This window comes from Enterobacter sp. RHBSTW-00901 (genome assembly GCF_014103115.1).
Lineage (GTDB): Bacteria > Pseudomonadota > Gammaproteobacteria > Enterobacterales > Enterobacteriaceae > Enterobacter > Enterobacter cloacae_P.
Genome location: NZ_JABXPB010000001.1, coordinates 1,641,759 through 1,662,285 on the forward strand (window position 1 = coordinate 1,641,759; position 20,527 = coordinate 1,662,285).

A 20,527-nucleotide genomic window follows, 5' to 3' on the forward strand; every position below is an offset into this window, starting at 1 on the left:
ATTATCAATGGATTTCTTTTCAGGTTTGTGATGCATATTTTTCATGATGCAAAGAACCATTTACAACGCAGGGGTATTTTTTATAAGATGCATTCAAAATACATTATTAAAGTCACATCTGAAGGAAGCTGCTATGCTCGACGCTCAAACCATCGCTACCGTTAAAGCCACTATCCCCCTGCTGGTTGAAACGGGTCCTAAACTCACCGCCCATTTCTACGATCGCATGTTCACGCATAACCCGGAGCTCAAAGAGATTTTCAACATGAGCAACCAGCGTAACGGCGATCAGCGTGAAGCCCTGTTTAACGCCATCGCGGCCTATGCCAGCAATATCGAAAACCTGGCGGCGCTGCTGCCTGCGGTAGAGAAAATTGCGCAGAAACATACCAGCTTCCAGATCAAACCAGAGCAGTACAACATTGTCGGCGGCCACCTGCTGGCGACGCTGGATGAGATGTTCAGCCCGGGTCAGGACGTTCTGGACGCATGGGGTAAAGCCTACGGCGTGCTGGCAAACGTGTTTATCAACCGTGAAGCACAGATCTACAGCGAGAACGCCAATAAAAACGGCGGCTGGGAAGGTACACGTGCATTCCGCATCGTCGGGAAAACACCACGCAGTGCATTGATTACCAGCTTTGAGTTCGAGCCGGTTGATGGCCAGTCGGTCGCTGATTATCAGCCAGGCCAGTATCTGGGCGTCTGGCTGAAGCCTGAAGGCTTCCCGCACCAGGAGATCCGTCAATACTCCCTGACCCGCAAACCCGACGGTAAAGGTTATCGCATTGCCGTGAAACGCGAAGACGGTGGTCAGGTTTCTACCTGGCTGCATAATGAAGCGAATGTGGGCGATGTGGTTCAGTTGGCGGCACCTGCCGGCGACTTCTTTATGACCGTTGAAGCGAATACGCCTGTAACGCTGATCTCCGCGGGCGTGGGTCAAACGCCAATGCTGGCGATGCTGGATACGCTGGCGAAGTCTCATCACAATGCACAGGTGAACTGGTTCCACGCCGCCGAGAACGGCGATGTACACGCATTTGCGGATGAAGTGAAAACGCTGGCGACTGGCCTGCCACGCTTTAACGCACACACCTGGTATCGTCTGCCGACGGAGGCCGACCGCGCCGCTGCCCGTTTCGACAGCGAAGGTCTGATCGATTTAAGCCAGCATGAGGGTGCGTTCAGCGCACCAGAGATGCAGTTCTACGTCTGTGGGCCAGTGGCGTTTATGCAGTATGCCGCGAAGCAGCTGGTAGAACTGAACGTGAAGCCAGAAAACATTCATTACGAGTGTTTTGGCCCACATAAGGTACTGTAAACTCCACATTTCCCCCCGGGTGCCGCGTCCTGCGGTGCCCGTTTTGTTATTTTCATCCCCAGTACTGACTCATGTTGCTTATCAATAATGGGTAAGTCATTTGTGTTATGATTGGTCCTTCCCCTTTTCCGCTTTAGGGCGCTTTTTTTATGCAACAACCTGTTGTGCGCGTTGGCGATTGGCTGGTTACCCCGTCCGTAAATCAAATTAGCCGTCAGGGCCGTCAGCTAACGCTTGAACCACGTTTAATTGACCTTTTGATGTATTTCGCCAGACACCCCGATGAAGTACTGAGCCGGGATGAGCTTATTGATAACATCTGGATGCGCAACATTGTCACCAGCCATGTAGTGACCCAGAGCATTTCTGAACTTCGTAAGTCGCTGAAGGATGGTAACGAACAAAGCCCTGAATATATCGCCACGGTGCCAAAGCGCGGCTACAAGCTTACCGCCACTACCGTCTGGTGTACGGAAGAAGAGCCAGATATCACTCCCCCTTCTCTCGCCACACCACCCGCAGTGCTTCCCATCAGGGTAACAGAAACACAGCCTCAGACGATGACCTCGTCAGCTTTACCGTCACCCTCATTTCGCCTGGCACGGGACAAAGTCGATCGGCGCAAGCGCATCGCAACGTTCTGGACCTGGCTACTGTTTTTGTCTTCACTCGGCGCGCTGATTGCGCTGGTATTAATGTCGCTTGTCAACTCCCATCCCCCGGTCACCAGTACGCGCCTGCTGCTCAACCCGCGAGATATTGACGTGCGCTTTGAGCCCGGTAACTCCTGTAATAGCTGGACGTCTCAACAGTCCTATGCGATTGGCCTTGGCAATCTGATCACCACGTCGCTGAATACCTTCTCCACCTTTATGGTGCATGACAAGACCAACTATAACGTGACAGAGCCCAGCAGTTCAGGGAAAACGCTCACCATCAAATTCGTAAATCAGCGCCACTACCGGGCACAGCAGTGCTTTATGTCGGTATTGCTGGTCGATAACGCCGACAGCTCCATCATGCTGGACAAGCGTTATTTTATTACCGACAACACGCTGCTATCAGTGCAGGAGGATCTCCTCCATAGCCTTTCCTCGGTGTTGACGCAGCCCTGGCCGCCGCGCATGCAGGCACTGCTTGAGCAATTCCGCCATTCGAAAAGTATGCCGCTGGCGCAATACTACCAGGCAAACCAGCTGATTGTGGAAGGTGATGTTGCATCATTAAATAAAGCCAGTGAAATACTTGAGATGGTCACGAAAGACGCACCAGACTTTACTTTCGCCTTATCGGGAAAAATTCTGGTTGATGTATTACGTCATTCGCAGCAGCAATTTGATAAAACACAGCTGCAAGGGCTCAATAATGAGCTGGACAAAATAGCACAACGACCAGGCGTTCAGGACACTGCGCCGTGGTATCAAATACAAACCATCGATGCGCTAACTAAAGGCGATATTGATGACGCATACACTGACATTAATAAAAGCATTGATCTTGAAATGTCATGGTTAAATTATGTGCTGTTAGGAAAAGTATACGAAATGAAGGGCGAAAATCGTCTGGCTGCCGACGCCTATATTACAGCGTTTAATTTACGCCCAGGGGATAACACGCTCTACTGGATTGAGAATGGTGTTTTTCATACCTCAATCAAAAAAATCGTTCCGTACTTACAAACCTTTCTGAAAAATGAACAGTGAAAAATAGCGCTGCATCATTACCGCGTTAAATAACATCCTTATTAAAGTAGTTGAATTGTTGCCATGATGTATTGATTGTTACCTCATGGCAACATAAACACCCCGCCAGATTACATCACCAACAGACTATAAAATAACAATATTTATCTTTTCCTGACCTAAACTTTTTATCCTGATGTGTTAATAAAAAAACCTCATGGTGTCATTTTTTTGAAGTTGTTTTTTATTTCATTTTATCTTTAGGATTTTTCCTTCCCGCATCCGTAATCTTGTCGCCAGTCGGTCGGATCGCTGAGTGACATCAGATAACGACCCGCACCTCAAAAAATAAAGCTCAGGAGAAATGAACATGAGTTCAGCCAAAAAGATCGGGCTATTTGCCTGTACCGGCGTCGTCGCCGGAAATATGATGGGTAGCGGTATTGCTTTATTACCGGCAAACCTTGCCAGTATCGGCGGTATTGCTATCTGGGGTTGGGTGATTTCTATTATCGGTGCGATGTCTCTGGCCTATGTTTATGCACGACTGGCGACCAAAAACCCACAACAGGGTGGTCCGATTGCTTACGCGGGAGAATTATCCCCAGCTTTCGGTTTCCAGACCGGCGTGCTTTATTATCATGCAAACTGGATTGGTAACCTGGCTATCGGTATTACCGCCGTATCTTATCTCTCCACGTTCTTCCCGGCATTAAATAACCCTATACCGGCAGGTCTCGCCTGTATTGCGATTGTCTGGATCTTCACCTTCGTGAATATGCTGGGTGGTACCTGGGTTAGCCGTCTGACCACCATCGGCCTGGTGCTGGTATTGATCCCGGTGGTTGTTACTGCTATCGCGGGCTGGCACTGGTTTGACGCCGCTATCTATCAGGCAAACTGGAACACCTCAACCACAACCGATCCACATGCGGTGGTCAAAAGTATCCTGCTGTGCCTGTGGGCATTCGTTGGCGTTGAATCCGCAGCGGTCAGCACCGGCATGGTGAAAAACCCGAAACGCACCGTACCGCTGGCAACCATGCTGGGTACTGCACTGGCAGGTATCGTCTATATTGCCGCGACTCAGGTTATTTCTGGTATGTATCCGGCTTCAGAGATGGCCGCGTCCGGTGCGCCGTTCGCTATCAGCGCATCAACCATCATGGGCAGCTGGGCCGCGCCAATTGTTTCCGCCTTCACCGCATTCGCCTGCCTGACCTCTCTGGGTTCCTGGATGATGCTGGTAGGTCAGGCCGGGGTTCGTGCCGCCACTGACGGTAACTTCCCGGCAGTGTATGGCGAAGTCGACAGCAACGGTATTCCGAAAAAAGGTCTGCTGCTGGCCGCCGTCAAAATGACCGTGCTGATGGTACTCATCACCGTGATGAACTCCAGCGGTGGTAAAGCCTCCGACCTGTTCGGCGAACTGACCGGTATTGCCGTCCTGCTGACCATGCTGCCGTACTTCTACTCTTGTGTTGACCTGATTCGCTTTGAAGGCGTTAACGTCCGCAATCTGACAAGCCTCATCTGTTCCGTACTCGGCTGTGCATTCTGCTTCATCGCGCTGATGGGTGCTAACTCGTTCGAACTGTCCGGTACCTTTATCGTCAGCCTCATCATCCTGATGTTCTACGGCCGCAAAATGTACCAGCGCCAGAACAACATTGATGCTGAAAGTCGTGTCGCCGACGCGCGTTAATCACTAACCCCCCTTTCTCTGAGCTCCTCCTGACACCAGTCACACCGTGACGGGAGGGGCCTTTTACACCTGGAGATACGACTATGAACGTTATCGCAATTATGAATCACATGGGCGTCTACTTTAAAGAAGAGCCTATTCGTGAACTGCATCGCGCCCTTGAGCGCCTGGATTTCCGCATTGTTTACCCTAACGACCGCGAAGATTTACTGAAACTGATTGAGAACAATTCGCGACTGTGCGGCGTGATTTTCGACTGGGACAAATACAATCTCGAACTGTGCGAAGAGATCAGCAAAATGAACGAGTACATGCCTCTGTACGCGTTCGCGAACACTTACTCAACGCTTGATGTCAGCCTGAACGATCTGCGCATGAAAGTGCGTTTCTTTGAATATGCCCTCGGCGCTGCTGACGATATCGCTGCCAAGATCAAACAGAACACCGATGAATACATCGACACTATTTTGCCACCGCTGACCAAAGCGCTGTTTAAATATGTGCGTGAAGGGAAATACACTTTCTGTACGCCAGGCCATATGGGCGGCACCGCGTTCCAGAAAAGCCCGGTCGGCAGCATTTTCTACGACTTCTTTGGCCCGAACACGATGAAGTCGGATATCTCGATTTCCGTCTCTGAACTCGGTTCGCTGCTCGACCATAGCGGCCCGCATAAAGAAGCCGAAGAGTACATCGCCCGCGCATTCAACGCCGAACGCAGCTATATGGTGACAAACGGGACATCCACCGCGAATAAAATCGTTGGTATGTACTCCGCGCCTGCTGGCAGCACCGTACTGATTGACCGTAACTGCCACAAATCGCTGACCCATCTGATGATGATGAGTGACATTACGCCGCTCTACTTCCGTCCGACCCGTAACGCGTACGGCATTCTCGGTGGTATTCCGCAGAGCGAATTCCAGCATACGACCATCGCCAAACGCGTGAAAGAGACACCGAACGCGACCTGGCCTGTGCATGCAGTTATCACCAACTCAACGTATGATGGCTTGCTCTACAACACCGATTACATCAAGAAAACGCTGGATGTAAAATCCATCCACTTTGACTCTGCATGGGTGCCTTACACCAACTTCTCACCGATTTACGCGGGTAAATGCGGGATGAGCGGCGATCGTGTGGAAGGTAAAGTGATTTATGAAACCCAGTCCACACACAAGCTGCTGGCAGCGTTCTCTCAGGCGTCCATGATCCACGTGAAGGGTGATGTAAACGAAGAGACGTTCAACGAAGCCTACATGATGCACACCACGACGTCTCCGCACTACGGTATCGTCGCCTCCATCGAAACCGCGGCAGCGATGATGAAAGGGAATTCGGGTAAACGTCTGATCGACGGTTCTATCCAGCGTGCCATCCGCTTCCGTAAAGAGATCAAACGTCTGAACGGCGAGTCTGACGGCTGGTTCTTTGACGTGTGGCAGCCAGAACATATTGATGAGCCTGAATGCTGGGCACTGCGTTCCGATAGCGCATGGCACGGCTTCAAAAACATCGATAACGAGCACATGTACCTCGACCCGATTAAAGTCACCATTTTGACGCCGGGGATGAAGAAAGACGGCACCATGAGCGATTTCGGTATTCCGGCCAGCATCGTGGCGAAATACCTCGATGAGCAAGGTATCGTGGTAGAGAAAACCGGTCCGTACAACCTGCTGTTCTTGTTCAGCATCGGTATCGATAAAACTAAAGCGCTGAGCCTGCTGCGCGCGCTCACCGATTTCAAACGCGCCTTTGACCTGAACCTGCGCGTGAAAAACATGCTGCCTTCGCTCTATCGCGAGAACCCTGAATTCTACGAAGACATGCGTATTCAGGATCTGGCGCAAAACATTCACAAGCTGGTTGAACACCACAACCTGCCTGACCTGATGTTCCGCGCGTTTGAAGTGCTGCCGACAATGGTTATGACCCCGTACACCGCGTTCCAGAAAGAGCTGCATGGCGAGACGGAAGAAGTTTATCTCGATGAAATGGTGGGCCGCGTTAACGCCAACATGATCCTGCCGTATCCTCCGGGAGTACCACTGGTTATGCCTGGCGAGATGATCGCTGAAGAGAGCCGTCCGGTGCTGGAATTCCTGCAGATGCTGTGTGAAATCGGCGCTCATTATCCGGGCTTTGAAACCGATATCCACGGTGCATACCGCCAGGCGGATGGTCGCTACACCGTTAAAGTGCTGAAAGAAAACACTAAATAAGTAGAAGTATCAAAGGGAAGTGGTCTGCCGCTTCCCTTTTTTCACGCCGTTCAGGAGATGACATGCAAACACCCTCACAACCGCGCGCGATTTATTACATCGTAGCGATCCAGATCTGGGAATATTTCAGCTTTTATGGCATGCGTGCCCTCCTCATCCTCTACCTCACCCACCAGCTTGGCTTTGATGACAGCCATGCCATTACACTCTTCAGCGCCTACGCGTCTCTGGTTTACGTTACCCCTATTCTCGGCGGCTGGCTGGCCGACCGCCTGCTCGGCAACCGTGCGGCGGTCATTGCCGGCGCGCTGCTGATGACGCTTGGACATGTTGTACTGGGCATGGGATCCCATTCAACATGGAGTCTGTATGTCGCGCTGGCGATCATTATCTGCGGCTATGGTCTGTTTAAATCCAATATCAGTTGCCTGCTGGGAGAACTTTACGCCCACGACGATCCACGTCGCGATGGCGGCTTTTCCCTGCTTTATGCCGCAGGAAACGTGGGATCTATCGCGGCACCGATTGCCTGTGGGCTGGCAGCACAGTGGTACGGCTGGCATGTTGGCTTTGCTCTGGCGGGTATTGGCATGTTTATTGGTTTGCTCATCTTCCTCAGCGGTCATCGCCATTTCCGCCATACGCGCGGCATCGACAAACGGGCGCTCAGCACCGTGAAGTGTGCGCTTCCTGTCTGGGGCTGGCTGCTGGTGATGCTGTGCGTCGCACCGGTATTCTTCACCCTGCTGCTGGAAAACAACGGGTCAGGCTATCTGCTGGCGGTGGTGTGCGTCTTTGCCATTGTGGTGGTCACACGCATTATGCTCGCCTTCCCCGAACATCGCCGCGCACTGTGGCAAATCGTGCTGTTGATGATGGCGGGGACGCTGTTCTGGGTACTGGCGCAGCAAGGCGGCAGCTCTATTAGCCTGTTTATCGATCACTTTGTTAACCGCCACCTGCTCAGTTTTGAAGTACCGACAGCGCTGTTTCAGTCGGTAAACGCCGTTGCGGTTATGGCTGCAGGTATTGCATTAACCTGGCTTGCGCGCCCTGAAAGCAACATCCGCTCCACAATACGCGTGTGGCTGAAGTTCGCGCTTGGCCTGCTGTTAATGGGTGGCGGCTTTATGCTGCTGGCGCTCAATGCGCGCCGTGGCGGGCTTCACGGTCAGGCTTCGATGGGGATGATGATCGCCGGTCTGGCGCTGATGGGATTTGCCGAACTGTTTATTGACCCGGTGGCGATGGCGCAAATCACCCGCCTGAATTTGCCTGGCGTAATGGGTGTATTGACGGGGATTTACATGCTGGCAACCGGTGCGGTCGCCAACTGGCTGGCGGGGCTGGTGGCGCAACAAACCACAGAATCGCAAATCAGCGACGCGGCAATTGCTGCCTACGAACACTTTTTCTCTCAGATGGGCGAGTGGACGCTGGGCTGCGTGGTGTTGATCGTGGCGCTCGTCTGCATAAGAAGGCGCTTTAACCACACGCCGCTCACCTTACCGGAAACGGAGCGCAATTAACCTCACCTTCGCCGCCAGGGAGTGGCAGCGAAGGGCCGCACTTAAATCGCCGCGTCGTCTTCTTCACCGGTACGAATTCGGATCACACGCGCCACGTCAAAGACGAAGATTTTACCGTCGCCAATTTTACCCGTCTGCGCCGTGCGGATAATGGTATCCACGCAGGTATCCACGATATCGTCGCTCACCACGATTTCAATTTTCACTTTCGGCAGAAAGTCCACCATGTACTCTGCGCCACGGTAAAGCTCGGTGTGGCCCTTCTGGCGACCAAAACCTTTCACTTCTGTCACTGTCATCCCGGTGATGCCAACTTCTGCCAGCGCTTCACGTACATCATCCAGTTTGAAAGGTTTAATAATCGCATCAATCTTTTTCATGGTGGGTCCTTAAACTCTTGCCTGTAAGCTGCCTCGTAATCGATTGCCCACAGTACCATACGGCATTACTCTTTAAAATCGTTTGCTTCCAGCTCATGGCGGGACAGCAGCTTGTAGAACTCAGTGCGGTTGCGTCCGGCCATACGCGCCGCGTGGGTCACGTTGCCTTTGGTGATCTGCAGCAGTTTGCGCAGATAGTTAAGCTCAAACTGATTGCGCGCTTCCGCAAAGGTTGGCAGCGCCGTGTTTTCCCCCTCCAGCGCCTGCTCTACCAGCGCATCGCTGATGACCGGCGATGACGTCAGCGCCACGCACTGCTCAATAACGTTCACCAGCTGGCGCACGTTGCCCGGCCAGCTTGCGGTCATCAGCCGTTTCATCGCATCAGTGGAAAACGCGCGCACAAAAGGTTTGTGACGATCGGCAGACTGGCGCAGCAGATGGTTCGCCAGCAGCGGGATATCTTCCGCACGCTCGGCCAGGGCGGGAATTTTCAGGTTCACTACGTTCAGGCGGTAGTAGAGATCTTCACGGAACTCATTGCGCGCCATCACTTTCGGTAAATCGCGGTGCGTGGCGGAAATAATACGCACGTTAATATCGATATCGCGATTGCTGCCAAGCGGACGAACTTTTCGCTCCTGCAACACCCGCAGCAGTTTGACCTGCAACGGCGCTGGCATATCGCCAATTTCGTCGAGGAACAGCGTACCGCCTTCAGCCGCCTGGAACAGCCCTTCCCGGCTGCTCACCGCGCCGGTGAAGGCTCCACGGGCATGACCAAACAGTTCAGACTCAAGCAGTTGCTCCGGCAACGCGCCACAGTTAATGGCGATAAAGGCATTTTTACTGCGCGGGCTGGCGTTGTGGATAGCCTGCGCCAGGATCTCTTTCCCGGTTCCGCTCTGGCCGTTAATCAGCACGCTGACGTCAGATTGCGCCACCATCCGCGCCTGCTCAAGCAGACGCAGCATAATGGGGCTACGCGTGACAATCGACTCCCGCCATGCTTCATCATTCGATGGAGCCGTGTGTTCAAGCGCACTGTCGATAGCTTTATAGAGCGCGTCTTTATCCACCGGCTTGGTCAGGAAGCTGAACACGCCCTGCTGTGTCGCGGCAACGGCATCCGGGATCGACCCGTGCGCAGTCAGGATAATCACCGGCATGCCTGGCTGCTGCTTCTGGATCTCCGTGAACAGCTGCATGCCGTCCATTTCGTCCATCCGCAGGTCGCTTATCACCAGATCAACTTTCTCGCGGCCAAGCACTTTCAGCCCCTCCTGCCCGCTTTCCGCAGTCACCACGCTGTAGCCTTCACTGACCAGGCGCATCCCCAACAGCTTTAACAGCCCCGGGTCGTCATCCACCAGCAACAGATGGGCAGGTTTACGGCTTGTCATGGCTTCACATCCTCTTGTTTCTGCGTATCGTTGTCCGGTGTCGTGGCAGAATTGCCTTTCGACCCGTCAGGCAGGTAGTTGCCCGCAGGTTTACGCGTCGAAAGTTGTCTTTCGATATCGGTCAGATTTTCAAGCTTGCGCGTCGTGGTATCCAGCTGTGTACGTAAAAATTGCTGTTGCTGGCGGAGTGTATCGAGTTCGGCATCAGACGATTGCTGCAGTTTGCTATAGCGAGAACGCTCCTCAGAGAGCTGCAGTTGTAATGCCTGCCCGTCACGCCACAGCTGGTAAACCGGGCGAACCTGCGCGGGAATATTTGCGCTGACGGCATCCAGACGTGCGGTATTGGCGCGGCGTTCGACAGGCGTGATTTTGGCATCAGCCAGTAAAATCGCGCGTTTGAAATTTTCCTGCCAGGTTTCATTGCCCCACAGCGCTGCCTGAGCACGGGCAGCGGCTGGAGCAAGGCGCTGGGAACAATCTATCCCGCGTAACCAGTACAGCGGGTTCGAGTCAACCTCATGCCCGGACAAATTCCAGAGATCGTCACAACGGGTGGTCAGGAAATCCGCCAGCTGATTCTCCGGCCATTTATCGTTTTGTTTATCGCTGATAGCACTTTTAGGTGCATGGGAAACGCATCCCGCAAGAAGCAAACAGGAGACGCTCAGACGCATTGTTTTGCTGGAAAATACCGCGCGCACTGCGCGGGAAAAGACGTGTGACATACTCACCAGATATAGACTCATTTCATTGTTTTTTCCGGCTCAAGAGGCAGTTCAATACGAAAACACACATCCGAACGATCGTCACTGACGATCTTAAGCTCACCCTGCATGCGTTGTATGCAGTCGCGGGCAATGCTGAGCCCCAGACCACTTCCTTTTACCGCACCTTTTCGCTGATGACTCCCCTGGAAAAAGGGCTCGAAGATCATCGTTTTTTCGTCATCCGGAATGGGGGTACCCGTATTCGCTACATCGATAAACACCCGGGAACCCCTGGTATAACTTCGGATGTAAATGGTACCGGATTCAGTACCATAGTGCACCGCATTGGAATAAAGATTATCCAGAACGCTCATCAACAGCATGGGTTCAGCCAGGCAGGCAGACTCATTGAGATCCACCTCCGTATGCATCATTTTAGCTCTTGCTGGCAGGCTGTGGGCGGAGATCACCATGTCCACCAGTGGCTCAATCTCGACTTTTTCCAGCACCACCACCCCATCAGCCAGCTTACGGTTGTAGTCCAGCAGTTGTTCAATCAGCTTTTGCAGATTACGGCTACTGGCATCCAGGATCTCGACAATCTCTTTTTGCTCAGAGGTTAGCGGCCCCGCCACTTCGTCCGCCAGCAGTTCCGTCCCTTCGCGCATACTGGCGAGTGGTGTTTTGAGCTCATGAGAAAGATGACGCAAGAACTGGTGACGCTGCGACTCCAGCCATGTCAGACGCTCAGAAAGCCAGATAATTCGCTGACCGACGGAGCGTAACTCACGCGGACCTTTAAAGGCCACCGTGTCCCCGAGGGATTTCCCCTCCCCCAGACGGTTAATCATCCGCTGGATACCTTTCACCGGGCCGATGATCATGCGGGTAAACAGCAAAACCAGCCCCAGACTGACCAGGAACAGCACCAGCGCCTGCCAGCCAAAGAACTGACCACGCTCGGCAATCTCCTGTTGCAGTTGCTGCCCGCGCGAGTACACCACCGTGCGCGTGGCCTGCACCATCTCGGTATTGGCCGCAGCAAACGCTTCAAGACGCGCAGCGGCATCGGTATCTGGCCCGCTGTTTTTACACTGTAGTTGAGCAAGGCTGTTTAGATCCTGACGCAACGCCTGATACAGCTTATCGTCCGGCAACACACCGGCGTGGGCATCCAGCATGTCACTGTAGCGTTTACGCTGGTTCTGATAGACCTTTTCCAGGGTGCGATCGTCCAGCACGCAATACTGCCGGTAGCTGCGCTCCATCTCCAGCGCTGCATTGGTCATGGCTTCACTGCGCCGGGCGTCAATCAACGTCGTGCGGTTAGTCAATGCCGCCTGGGCACTTAGCGCATTCAGACTTTGCCACGCCTGCCATGCCAGTATCAGCAGGGGCAACAGGATCAGCAAGAATGCCATCATGACAAGCTGTCGCAGGGAGCGAGGGAAAACAGGCCAGCGTTTCAACGCATTACTCTCTTAATATGGGGGTGAGGAGAGCGTAACTGAGTCTGCCCTTCAGATACAACAAAGCCGGGTAAAAACCCGGCTTTGTTATGAAATGAGGCGGTGCCTAACTCGACGTTTCGCCCTGGCCTGATAAAGCATCGCTATAATCAGTAGTTGGACGGCAGGCACCTTTTTGTGCGTCATTCTAAGTTTATGTAGCGCGTCCCGAAGGGGCTGACATAAGAGGGTGAATGAGCCACTGGCTGTTATTATGCAACAGCCGTGCCAGAATGCAAACAAATAACTTATCTCATTGATAATAATGACTTTAAGTGATTCTTTAAATTCATTAATCCGTGAATGATTTTCGAGCTAAGTGTCGTTAATTAGCAACACCTTAACGGGAACATTATCAGATGCATATAAATCAACAAGTTAAGTGTCGCCTTTTGGAGACGGTTGTATTATCGGGTTGTCGCAGTATTGCGACAAAAAAAGCCCGGTGGCGCTACGCCTACCGGGCCTGTGAGGGCACTCGTTTTAAAACTTAACCCAACTGCTTACGCGCATTGCGGAAGATACGCATCCACGGGCTGTCCTCGCCCCAGTTTTCCGGGTGCCAGGAGTTGCTCACGGTACGGAACACGCGTTCCGGGTGCGGCATCATAATGGTTGCACGACCACTTTCACTGGTCACCGCGGTGATACCGTTTGCCGAGCCGTTCGGGTTAGCCGGATAAGTTTGCGTGACCTTGCCGAAGTTATCGACAAAGCGCAGCGCCACCAGGCCTTTGCTTTCAAGCTGAGCCAGATGTGCTGCATCACGCACTTCAACCTGACCTTCACCGTGAGAAACGGCAATTGGCATCTGTGAACCGACCATACCCTGCAGCAGCAGAGACGGGCTTTGCGTCACTTCGACCAGGCTGAAACGCGCTTCAAAGCGGTCAGACTGGTTACGTACAAAGCGCGGCCAGGCTTCACTGCCCGGGATCAGCTCACGCAGGTTAGACATCATCTGGCAGCCGTTACACACGCCCAGAGCCAGCGTCTGCGGACGGTGGAAGAAGGTTTCGAACTCGTCACGCACGCGGCTGTTGAACAGGATGGACTTCGCCCAGCCTTCACCCGCACCCAGCACGTCACCGTAAGAGAAGCCGCCGCACGCGACCAGCGCCTGGAAATCTTCCAGACCGGTACGCCCTGCCAGCAGGTCACTCATGTGAACGTCGATGGCATCAAAGCCCGCACGGTGGAAGGCAGCCGCCATCTCAACGTGGGAGTTGACACCCTGCTCGCGCAGCACGGCCACTTTCGGACGCGCGCCAGTCGCAATGTACGGTGCGGCGATATCTTCGTTGATATCAAAGGAGAGTTTCACGTTCAGGCCCGGATCGTTGTCGTTGGCCTTCGCGTCATGTTCCTGATCGGCACACTCCGGGTTGTCGCGCAGACGCTGCATCTGCCAGGTGATTTCTGCCCACCACATACGCAGCGTAGTGCGGCTTTCGCTGAATACCGCGTGGCCGTCTGCTTCAATCACGAAGCGGTCGCCCTCTACGGCTTTACCCAGATAGTGTACGCAGTCTGCCAGGCCATGCTGAGCCAGAACAGCTTCAACCGCATTGCGATCTGCCGCACGCACCTGAATGACTGCGCCCAGTTCTTCATTAAACAGCGCCGCCAGACGATCGTCACCCAGAGAAGCAATGTTCGCCTCAACGCCACAGTGGCCAGTGAAGGCCATCTCAGCCAGGGTCACCAGCAGACCACCATCGGAGCGGTCGTGGTAGGCCAGCAGTTTACGTTGTGCCACCAGCGCCTGAATGGCGTCGTAGAAGCCTTTTAACTGCGCCACGTCACGCACGTCAGCAGGTTTATCGCCCAGCTGGCGATAAACCTGTGCCAGTGCAGTCGCCCCCAGGGCGTTATTGCCTTTACCAAGATCAATCAGCAGCAGGGCGTTGTCTTCGGTCACCAGTTGTGGGGTGATGGTATGACGCACGTCTTCCACACGCGCAAACGCGGTGATCACCAGCGACAGCGGAGAGGTCATCTCGCGCTGCTCATTACCTTCCTGCCAGCGGGTTTTCATCGACATGGAATCTTTACCCACCGGAATGGTCAGGCCGAGTGCAGGACACAGCTCCTCACCAACCGCTTTTACCGCTTCATACAGGCCGGCATCTTCGCCAGGGTGACCCGCTGCGGCCATCCAGTTTGCAGACAGTTTGATGCGTTTGATATCACCAATCTGCGTCGCGGCGATGTTGGTCAGCGCTTCACCGACAGCCAGACTGGCAGAAGCAGCGAAGTCCAGCAGCGCCACCGGGGTACGTTCACCCAGCGACATTGCTTCACCGTAGTAGCTGTCGAGGCTCGCGGTGGTCACGGCGCAGTTCGCCACCGGGATCTGCCACGGGCCGACCATCTGGTCGCGCGACACCATACCGGTCACGGTACGGTCGCCGATGGTCACGAGGAAGGTTTTCTCTGCCACGGCTGGCAGGTGCAGTACGCGATTGACCGCTTCAGCAACGGTGATGCCCTGGCGATCCAGTGCTTTACCCGCCACTTTACGGGTCTGCACGTCGCGGGTCATCTTCGGCGTTTTACCCAGCAGGACGTCCAGCGGCAGATCGATCGGCTGGTTGTCGAAGTGGGTATCGCTTAAGGAGAGGTGCTGCTCTTCGGTGGCTTCACCGATAACGGCATACGGAGCGCGCTCACGGCGGCACAGCTCGTCAAACAGCGGCAACTGGTCGGCGGCAACCGCCAGCACGTAGCGTTCCTGAGATTCGTTACACCAGATTTCCAGCGGGCTCATGCCCGGCTCATCGCTCAGAATGTCGCGCAGGTTGAAACGACCACCGCGACCACCATCGCTCACCAGCTCTGGCATGGCGTTAGATAAACCACCCGCGCCCACGTCGTGAATAAAGAGGATGGGGTTGGCATCGCCCAGCTGCCAGCAACGGTCGATCACTTCCTGGCAACGACGTTCCATTTCCGGGTTGTCGCGCTGTACGGAAGCAAAGTCGAGGTCTGCATCAGACTGGCCGGAGGCCATAGACGAAGCCGCCCCGCCGCCCAGACCGATGTTCATCGCCGGGCCACCGAGTACGATAAGCTTCGCACCGACGACGATCTCGCCTTTCTGCACGTGATCGGCACGAATGTTGCCGATCCCGCCCGCCAGCATGATCGGTTTGTGGTAACCGCGCAGCTCTTCGCCGTTGTGGCTCTCCACTTTCTCTTCATAGGTACGGAAATAACCGTTCAGTGCCGGACGACCAAATTCGTTGTTGAACGCAGCGCCACCCAGCGGGCCTTCGGTCATGATATCCAGCGCGGTAACAATACGTTCCGGCTTGCCGAAATCTTCTTCCCACGGCTGTTCGAAGCCCGGGATACGCAGGTTGGAAACAGAGAAACCGACCAGACCCGCTTTCGGTTTAGCGCCACGCCCGGTTGCGCCTTCATCACGGATTTCACCGCCGGAACCGGTCGCGGCACCTGGCCACGGAGAGATCGCCGTCGGGTGGTTGTGAGTTTCGACTTTCATCAGGATATGCGCAGGCTCCTGATGGAAGTCATAGCGCCCGGCTTCGCGATCGGCGAAGAAGCGGCCTACTTCGGAACCTTCCATCACCGCTGCGTTGTCTTTATAGGCAGACAGCACGTGGTCAGGGGTTTGTTCGAAGGTGTTTTTAATCATTTTGAACAGCGACTTCGGCTGCTGTTCACCGTCGATAATCCAGTCGGCGTTGAAAATCTTGTGGCGGCAGTGCTCAGAGTTGGCCTGCGCAAACATATAGAGTTCGATGTCGTTCGGGTTGCGGTTCAGCTTAACAAACGCATCCTGCAGGTAGTCAATTTCGTCTTCTGCCAGCGCCAGACCGAGACGCAGGTTGGCGTCAATCAGCGCCTGACGGCCCTGCCCCAGCAAATCCACGCTCTGTACTGGCGCAGGCTGGTGATGGGAGAAGAGCTTCTGCGCGTCGTTCAGAGAGGTAAACACGCTCTCCATCATGCGATCGTGCAGCTCAGCGGCAACGGCCTGCCACTGCTCTTCGCTCAGGGTAGAGGCTTCCACATAGTACGCCACACCGCGTTCCAGACGGTTAATCTGGCTCAGACCGCAGTTGTGGGCGATGTCGGTGGCTTTGGAAGACCAGGGGGAGATGGTACCAGGACGAGGCGTCGCAAGGATAAGTTTGCCGGTTGGCGTATGGCTGCTCAGACTTGGGCCATACTTGAGCAGGCGTTCCAGCTGTACGCGCTCCTCTGCATTCAGGGGTGCATTCAGGTCAGCAAAATGGACATACTCAGCGTAAATATTGCTTACCGGAAGGTCGGCTGCCTGAAAACGTGCCAGCAATTTGTTAATACGGAAGGCAGACAGTGCAGGCGAACCACGCAGAATTTCCATCATAAGTCTCTCGTCTTCGAAGCGCCGGGGCGCTTACAGTGTGCGCAAGGGGGGAAAACGGGCGTCATTATAGAGAATCCTGAGCGCAGACGAAACCGTTTGCGTCGAAATAAAATCAACGTTTACGTTTAACGATAGATGTGACCTGTCTCTCTAATTTGTTGCCAAGTGGCGTAACTTTGCGCAAAATGCCGCTCATTCAATGACAAACCTTATTCTTAACATGGCTACAGCATACTGAGGCAACCGGCGTCGCAGAGAATTAACTAATTGAAAAAATTAAAGATTAATTATCTGCTCATCGGCATTGTTACCTTGCTGCTGGCAGTGGCCCTCTGGCCTTCTATCCCCTGGTTCGGCAAAGCCGAAAACCGTATCGCTGCGATTAAGGCGCGGGGGGAGTTGCGCGTCAGTACCCTGAGCTCACCGCTGATTTACGGCGACATCAACGGCAAAACGATCGGTCTGGATTATGAACTGGCTCAGCAGTTCGCCAGCTACCTGGGTGTGAAGCTCAAAATTACCGTACGCCAGAACATCAGCCAGCTGTTTGATGACCTGGATAACGACGATGCCGATATCCTCGCCGCCGGGCTGGTGTACAACAGCGAGCGCAGCAAGAACTATCAGCCAGGCCCAACCTACTACTCCGTTTCACAGCAGCTGGTTTACCGCGTCGGCAATCAGCGTCCGCGAACGCTGGCCGCCATTAACGATCAGCAATTAATCATCGCCCCCGGACATGTGGTGATTGACGATTTACGTGGGCTTAAAGAGAAGAAATACCCGGCACTCAGCTGGACGGTTGACCCTAAACTTGGCACGACTGAACTACTTGAGCAGGTGAAAGACAAGAAGCTGGACTACACCATTGCCGATTCTGTAGCGATTAGCCTTTTCCAGCGCGTTCATCCTGAAATTGCCGTGGCACTTGATGTCACTGACGAACAGCCAGTGACCTGGTTCACACAGCGGGATGACGATCAGACCGTTCCGGCAGCGATGCTCGATTTCTTCAACTCCATCAATGAGGATGGCACGCTGGCGCGCCTGGAAGAGAAGTATCTTGGGCATGGCGAAGACTTTGATTACGTCGATACCCGCACCTTCCTGCGCGCAGTGGATAGCGTACTGCCGGATCTGCAACCGCTATTCGAAAAGTACGCGCAGGAGATCGACTGGCGGTTGCTGGCAGCCATCTCCTACCAGGAATCGCACTGGGATACCCAGGCCACCTCCCCCACCGGGGTCCGCGGCTTAATGATGCTGACCAAAAATACTGCGCAGAGCCTCGGCCTGAGCGACCGTACCGATGCAGAACAGAGTATCAGCGGCGGTGCGCGCTATTTGCAGGATATGATGACCAAAGTCCCGGACACGGTGCCGGAAGAGGAACGTATCTGGTTTGCGCTGGCAGCCTACAACATGGGCTACGCACATATGCTGGATGCACGCACGCTGACGGCCAAAACGAAAGGCAACCCGGATAGCTGGTCTGACGTAAAACAGCGTCTGCCGCTGCTGAGCCAGAAGCCGTGGTACAACAAGCTGACCTACGGTTATGCGCGCGGGCATGAAGCCTACGCCTATGTGGAGAATATTCGTAAGTATCAGATTAGCCTGGTAGGTTATCTGCTGGAGAAGGAAAAAGAGGCGGTAGAGACCAAACAGCTGGCACAAAGCTATCCGGTCGTGGCTCCGGACGAAATTAATCGTCCGACAACTTCAATTCTGCCTTTTGTTGCTTTTTCTGCTGACGCCGCATTCGAAAGAAATCACTTAATAGCCCCGAACACTCTGGTGCAAGTACCCCGCCGATAGTCTTCACCTGGTGGTTCATCCCCGGGTGTCCAAGCACGTCCAGCAGCGAACCGGCCGCGCCGGTTTTTTCATCCCGCGCACCAAAGACCAGAGTACCGATACGACTGTGTACCATAGCGCCGGAACACATCACGCACGGTTCAAGGGTGACATACAGCGTGGTGTCGAGCAGGCGATAGTTTTGCAGCACCAGCCCACCCTGACGAAGCGCCATGATTTCAGCGTGAGCGGTGGGGTCATGGCGGCCAATAGGGCGGTTCCACCCTTCCCCAATCACCTGGTTGTTATGAACCAGCACCGCACCCACGGGCACTTCGCCTTCATCCCACGCGCGTTGAGCCAGCATCAGCGCGTGGCGCATCCAGTATTCATGATCAAGCTCGGGGTTGGACAACGGTTGATACTCCAGTCTAAAAGCGGGCGGCATTATACACACCCGCTATGGATAAGACTATTCGAGTTGCTGAGATCTTGCTTTGACCGGGTAGAACTCACTCTTCGGGATCGTTGAATCCTAACAGCCAGGTAAACAGGAACCCGGCGATCACCGCGACCAGAAAACCTGCCAGATAGAGCATCACTTTTCCGGTGACGATCGTGAGCGCCAGAGGTAAACCGGAGATCCCAAAGGTGATCACCGTCGCCACCTTCCAGTAGCTGATCAGCGCCCCGCCCACCGCACCGCCAAGACAGGCTCCCAGGAAAGGTTTGCCTAACGGCAGCGTGACACCGAAAATTAGCGGTTCACCAATCCCCAGCAAGCCAACCGGCAGCGCCCCTTTAATCACTTTTTTCAGTCGCGTATTACGGGTTTTCATCAGCACGGCAATCGAAGCCCCCACCTGCCCGACCCCGGCCATCGCCAGTATCGGGAACAGTGCGTTATAACCATGCGCCTGAACCAGTTCAACGTGGATCGGCACCAGCCCCTGATGCAGCCCCGTCAGCACCAACGGCAGGAAAGTCCCGGCCAGCACCGCACCGACGAGGAACCCACCGCGATCGATAGCCCAGGATGCCCCATGCGCAATGGATTCGGAGATCCAGCCGCCCAGTGGCTGTAGCGCAATGATAGCAATGCTGCCCGTAACCAGCGTGGTCAGCAGCGGATTGAGGATCAGCTCCAGAGAACCCGGCAGAATGTTCCGCAGCCGCTTCTCTATCCAGCACATCAGCGCGACCACCAGCAGCACGGCGATAACACCACCGCGCCCCGGCTGTAACGCCTCACCAAAGAGCGTAATCTGAGCCAGCTGTGGGCTGGAAAGAATGCCCGCCATCACGCCGCCCATTGCCAGCGAGCCGCCAAACACCTTCGCGGTGTTGACCCCCACCAGAATGTTCATGATGGCAAACACGGCGCTGCCGAAGATCCCCAGAATGCCCAGTAAATTTGGATAGTGGGTCGCAAAGTCCCCCACGATATCCGGGCGCTTGAGGATATTGATGATCCCGGTGATCAACCCGGAGGCAATAAACGCCGGGATCAGCGGAATAAAGACGTTTGCCAGCTGTCGCAGCGCATCGCTCATCGGGGCTTTGTATTTGGCCTTAACCTGCGTTTTGGTGCGTTCGGCATCGTCAAACGACGCCTCCACCTTCCCGCCCATCAGCGTACGCATCTTATCCACGACCTGCGCCGCCTTACCCGGCCCGACAATCAGCTGATGCTGTTGCCCCTGTTTGACGTATCCGCTCACGCCGGGGAGTTGCTTAAGACGCGCGATATCAAGCTGGTCATCATCATGCACTTCGACGCGCACGCGCGTCATGCAGTTTTCCAGACGCTGAATATTTTTTTCCCCGCCGATACCCTGCAAAATCCCGCTGGCGAGCGCTGCTGTTTTTTCCATACACGCCTC

General features: G+C 54.4%; 13 protein-coding genes. 6 read left to right on the forward strand and 7 right to left on the reverse strand.

Features of this window, described 5'->3' with window-relative positions; genetic code table 11:
- Positions 1–133 precede the first annotated feature (133 nt).
- The 5 genes from hmpA (at position 134) to HV318_RS07865 (ending at position 8,468) form a co-directional block, all read left to right on the forward strand.
- Positions 134–1,324, forward strand: coding sequence for an NO-inducible flavohemoprotein (gene hmpA, locus HV318_RS07845; protein WP_182272305.1), 1,191 nt, complete (start codon positions 134–136; stop codon positions 1,322–1,324).
- Between the two features lie 149 nt (positions 1,325–1,473).
- Positions 1,474–3,027, forward strand: coding sequence for a lysine decarboxylation/transport transcriptional activator CadC (gene cadC, locus HV318_RS07850; RefSeq protein WP_182272306.1), 1,554 nt, complete (start codon positions 1,474–1,476; stop codon positions 3,025–3,027).
- A gap of 349 nt (positions 3,028–3,376) precedes the next feature.
- Positions 3,377–4,711 carry a cadaverine/lysine antiporter gene (cadB, locus tag HV318_RS07855; protein ID WP_182272307.1) on the forward strand — a complete coding sequence of 445 codons (1,335 nt, stop codon included), beginning with the start codon at positions 3,377–3,379 and terminating at the stop codon, positions 4,709–4,711.
- An 83-nt stretch (positions 4,712–4,794) separates the two neighbouring features.
- Complete coding sequence (gene cadA / locus HV318_RS07860; protein ID WP_182272308.1) at positions 4,795–6,939, forward strand: lysine decarboxylase CadA; 2,145 nt, start codon at positions 4,795–4,797, stop codon at positions 6,937–6,939.
- A 62-nt stretch (positions 6,940–7,001) separates the two neighbouring features.
- Entirely contained in the window at positions 7,002–8,468 is a 1,467-nt protein-coding gene (locus HV318_RS07865) for a POT-type proton-dependent oligopeptide transporter (protein WP_182272309.1), read from the forward strand.
- A 41-nt stretch (positions 8,469–8,509) separates the two neighbouring features.
- On the opposite strand, the gene glnB is transcribed toward HV318_RS07865, so the two are convergent.
- The 5 genes from glnB to purL form a co-directional block, all read right to left on the reverse strand.
- The gene (glnB, locus tag HV318_RS07870; RefSeq protein ID WP_003860685.1) at positions 8,510–8,848 is read right to left on the reverse strand and encodes a nitrogen regulatory protein P-II; all 339 of its coding nucleotides are present in this window, start codon (positions 8,846–8,848) and stop codon (positions 8,510–8,512) included.
- Positions 8,849–8,913: 65 nt separating this feature from the next.
- The gene (gene glrR, locus HV318_RS07875) at positions 8,914–10,251 is read right to left on the reverse strand and encodes a two-component system response regulator GlrR (RefSeq protein WP_182272310.1); all 1,338 of its coding nucleotides are present in this window, start codon (positions 10,249–10,251) and stop codon (positions 8,914–8,916) included.
- Positions 10,248–11,000 (reverse strand): two-component system QseEF-associated lipoprotein QseG, encoded by a 753-nt coding sequence (gene qseG, locus HV318_RS07880; protein WP_182272311.1) that lies wholly within the window; start codon positions 10,998–11,000, stop codon positions 10,248–10,250. The genes glrR and qseG overlap by 4 nt, the downstream gene beginning before the upstream one ends.
- Positions 10,997–12,430: a two component system sensor histidine kinase QseE/GlrK gene (qseE, locus tag HV318_RS07885; protein WP_182272312.1), complete on the reverse strand. Its 1,434-nt coding sequence runs from the start codon at positions 12,428–12,430 to the stop codon at positions 10,997–10,999. The genes qseG and qseE overlap by 4 nt, the downstream gene beginning before the upstream one ends.
- Before the next feature lie 529 nt (positions 12,431–12,959).
- The gene (purL, locus tag HV318_RS07890; RefSeq protein WP_182272313.1) at positions 12,960–16,847 is read right to left on the reverse strand and encodes a phosphoribosylformylglycinamidine synthase; all 3,888 of its coding nucleotides are present in this window, start codon (positions 16,845–16,847) and stop codon (positions 12,960–12,962) included.
- Between the two features lie 267 nt (positions 16,848–17,114).
- Here purL and mltF point away from each other — a divergent pair, with 267 nt between their 5' ends.
- A complete protein-coding gene (gene mltF / locus HV318_RS07895; protein ID WP_182272314.1) occupies positions 17,115–18,665 on the forward strand; it encodes a membrane-bound lytic murein transglycosylase MltF in 1,551 nt (516 codons plus the stop codon).
- Here mltF and tadA read toward each other — a convergent pair.
- Both tadA and HV318_RS07905 read right to left on the reverse strand, forming a co-directional pair.
- Positions 18,553–19,092, reverse strand: coding sequence for a tRNA adenosine(34) deaminase TadA (gene tadA / locus HV318_RS07900; protein WP_182272315.1), 540 nt, complete (start codon positions 19,090–19,092; stop codon positions 18,553–18,555). The two genes, mltF and tadA, sit on opposite strands and share 113 nt — an antisense overlap.
- Positions 19,093–19,156: 64 nt before the next feature.
- Positions 19,157–20,518 carry a PTS transporter subunit EIIC gene (locus HV318_RS07905; RefSeq protein WP_182272316.1) on the reverse strand — a complete coding sequence of 454 codons (1,362 nt, stop codon included), beginning with the start codon at positions 20,516–20,518 and terminating at the stop codon, positions 19,157–19,159.
- Between the last annotated feature and the right edge of the window lie 9 nt (positions 20,519–20,527).

Coding starts and splice junctions, on each gene's coding strand:
- cadC (WP_182272306.1), top strand. CDS start 1,474: ATGCAACAACCTGTTGTGCGCGTTGGCGATTGGCTGGTTACCCCGTCC.
- cadA (WP_182272308.1), top strand. CDS start 4,795: ATGAACGTTATCGCAATTATGAATCACATGGGCGTCTACTTTAAAGAA.
- hmpA (WP_182272305.1), top strand. CDS start 134: ATGCTCGACGCTCAAACCATCGCTACCGTTAAAGCCACTATCCCCCTG.
- tadA (WP_182272315.1), bottom strand. CDS start 19,092: ATGCCGCCCGCTTTTAGACTGGAGTATCAACCGTTGTCCAACCCCGAG.
- cadB (WP_182272307.1), top strand. CDS start 3,377: ATGAGTTCAGCCAAAAAGATCGGGCTATTTGCCTGTACCGGCGTCGTC.
- purL (WP_182272313.1), bottom strand. CDS start 16,847: ATGATGGAAATTCTGCGTGGTTCGCCTGCACTGTCTGCCTTCCGTATT.
- HV318_RS07905 (WP_182272316.1), bottom strand. CDS start 20,518: ATGGAAAAAACAGCAGCGCTCGCCAGCGGGATTTTGCAGGGTATCGGC.
- glrR (WP_182272310.1), bottom strand. CDS start 10,251: ATGACAAGCCGTAAACCTGCCCATCTGTTGCTGGTGGATGACGACCCG.
- qseG (WP_182272311.1), bottom strand. CDS start 11,000: ATGAGTCTATATCTGGTGAGTATGTCACACGTCTTTTCCCGCGCAGTG.
- glnB (WP_003860685.1), bottom strand. CDS start 8,848: ATGAAAAAGATTGATGCGATTATTAAACCTTTCAAACTGGATGATGTA.
- HV318_RS07865 (WP_182272309.1), top strand. CDS start 7,002: ATGCAAACACCCTCACAACCGCGCGCGATTTATTACATCGTAGCGATC.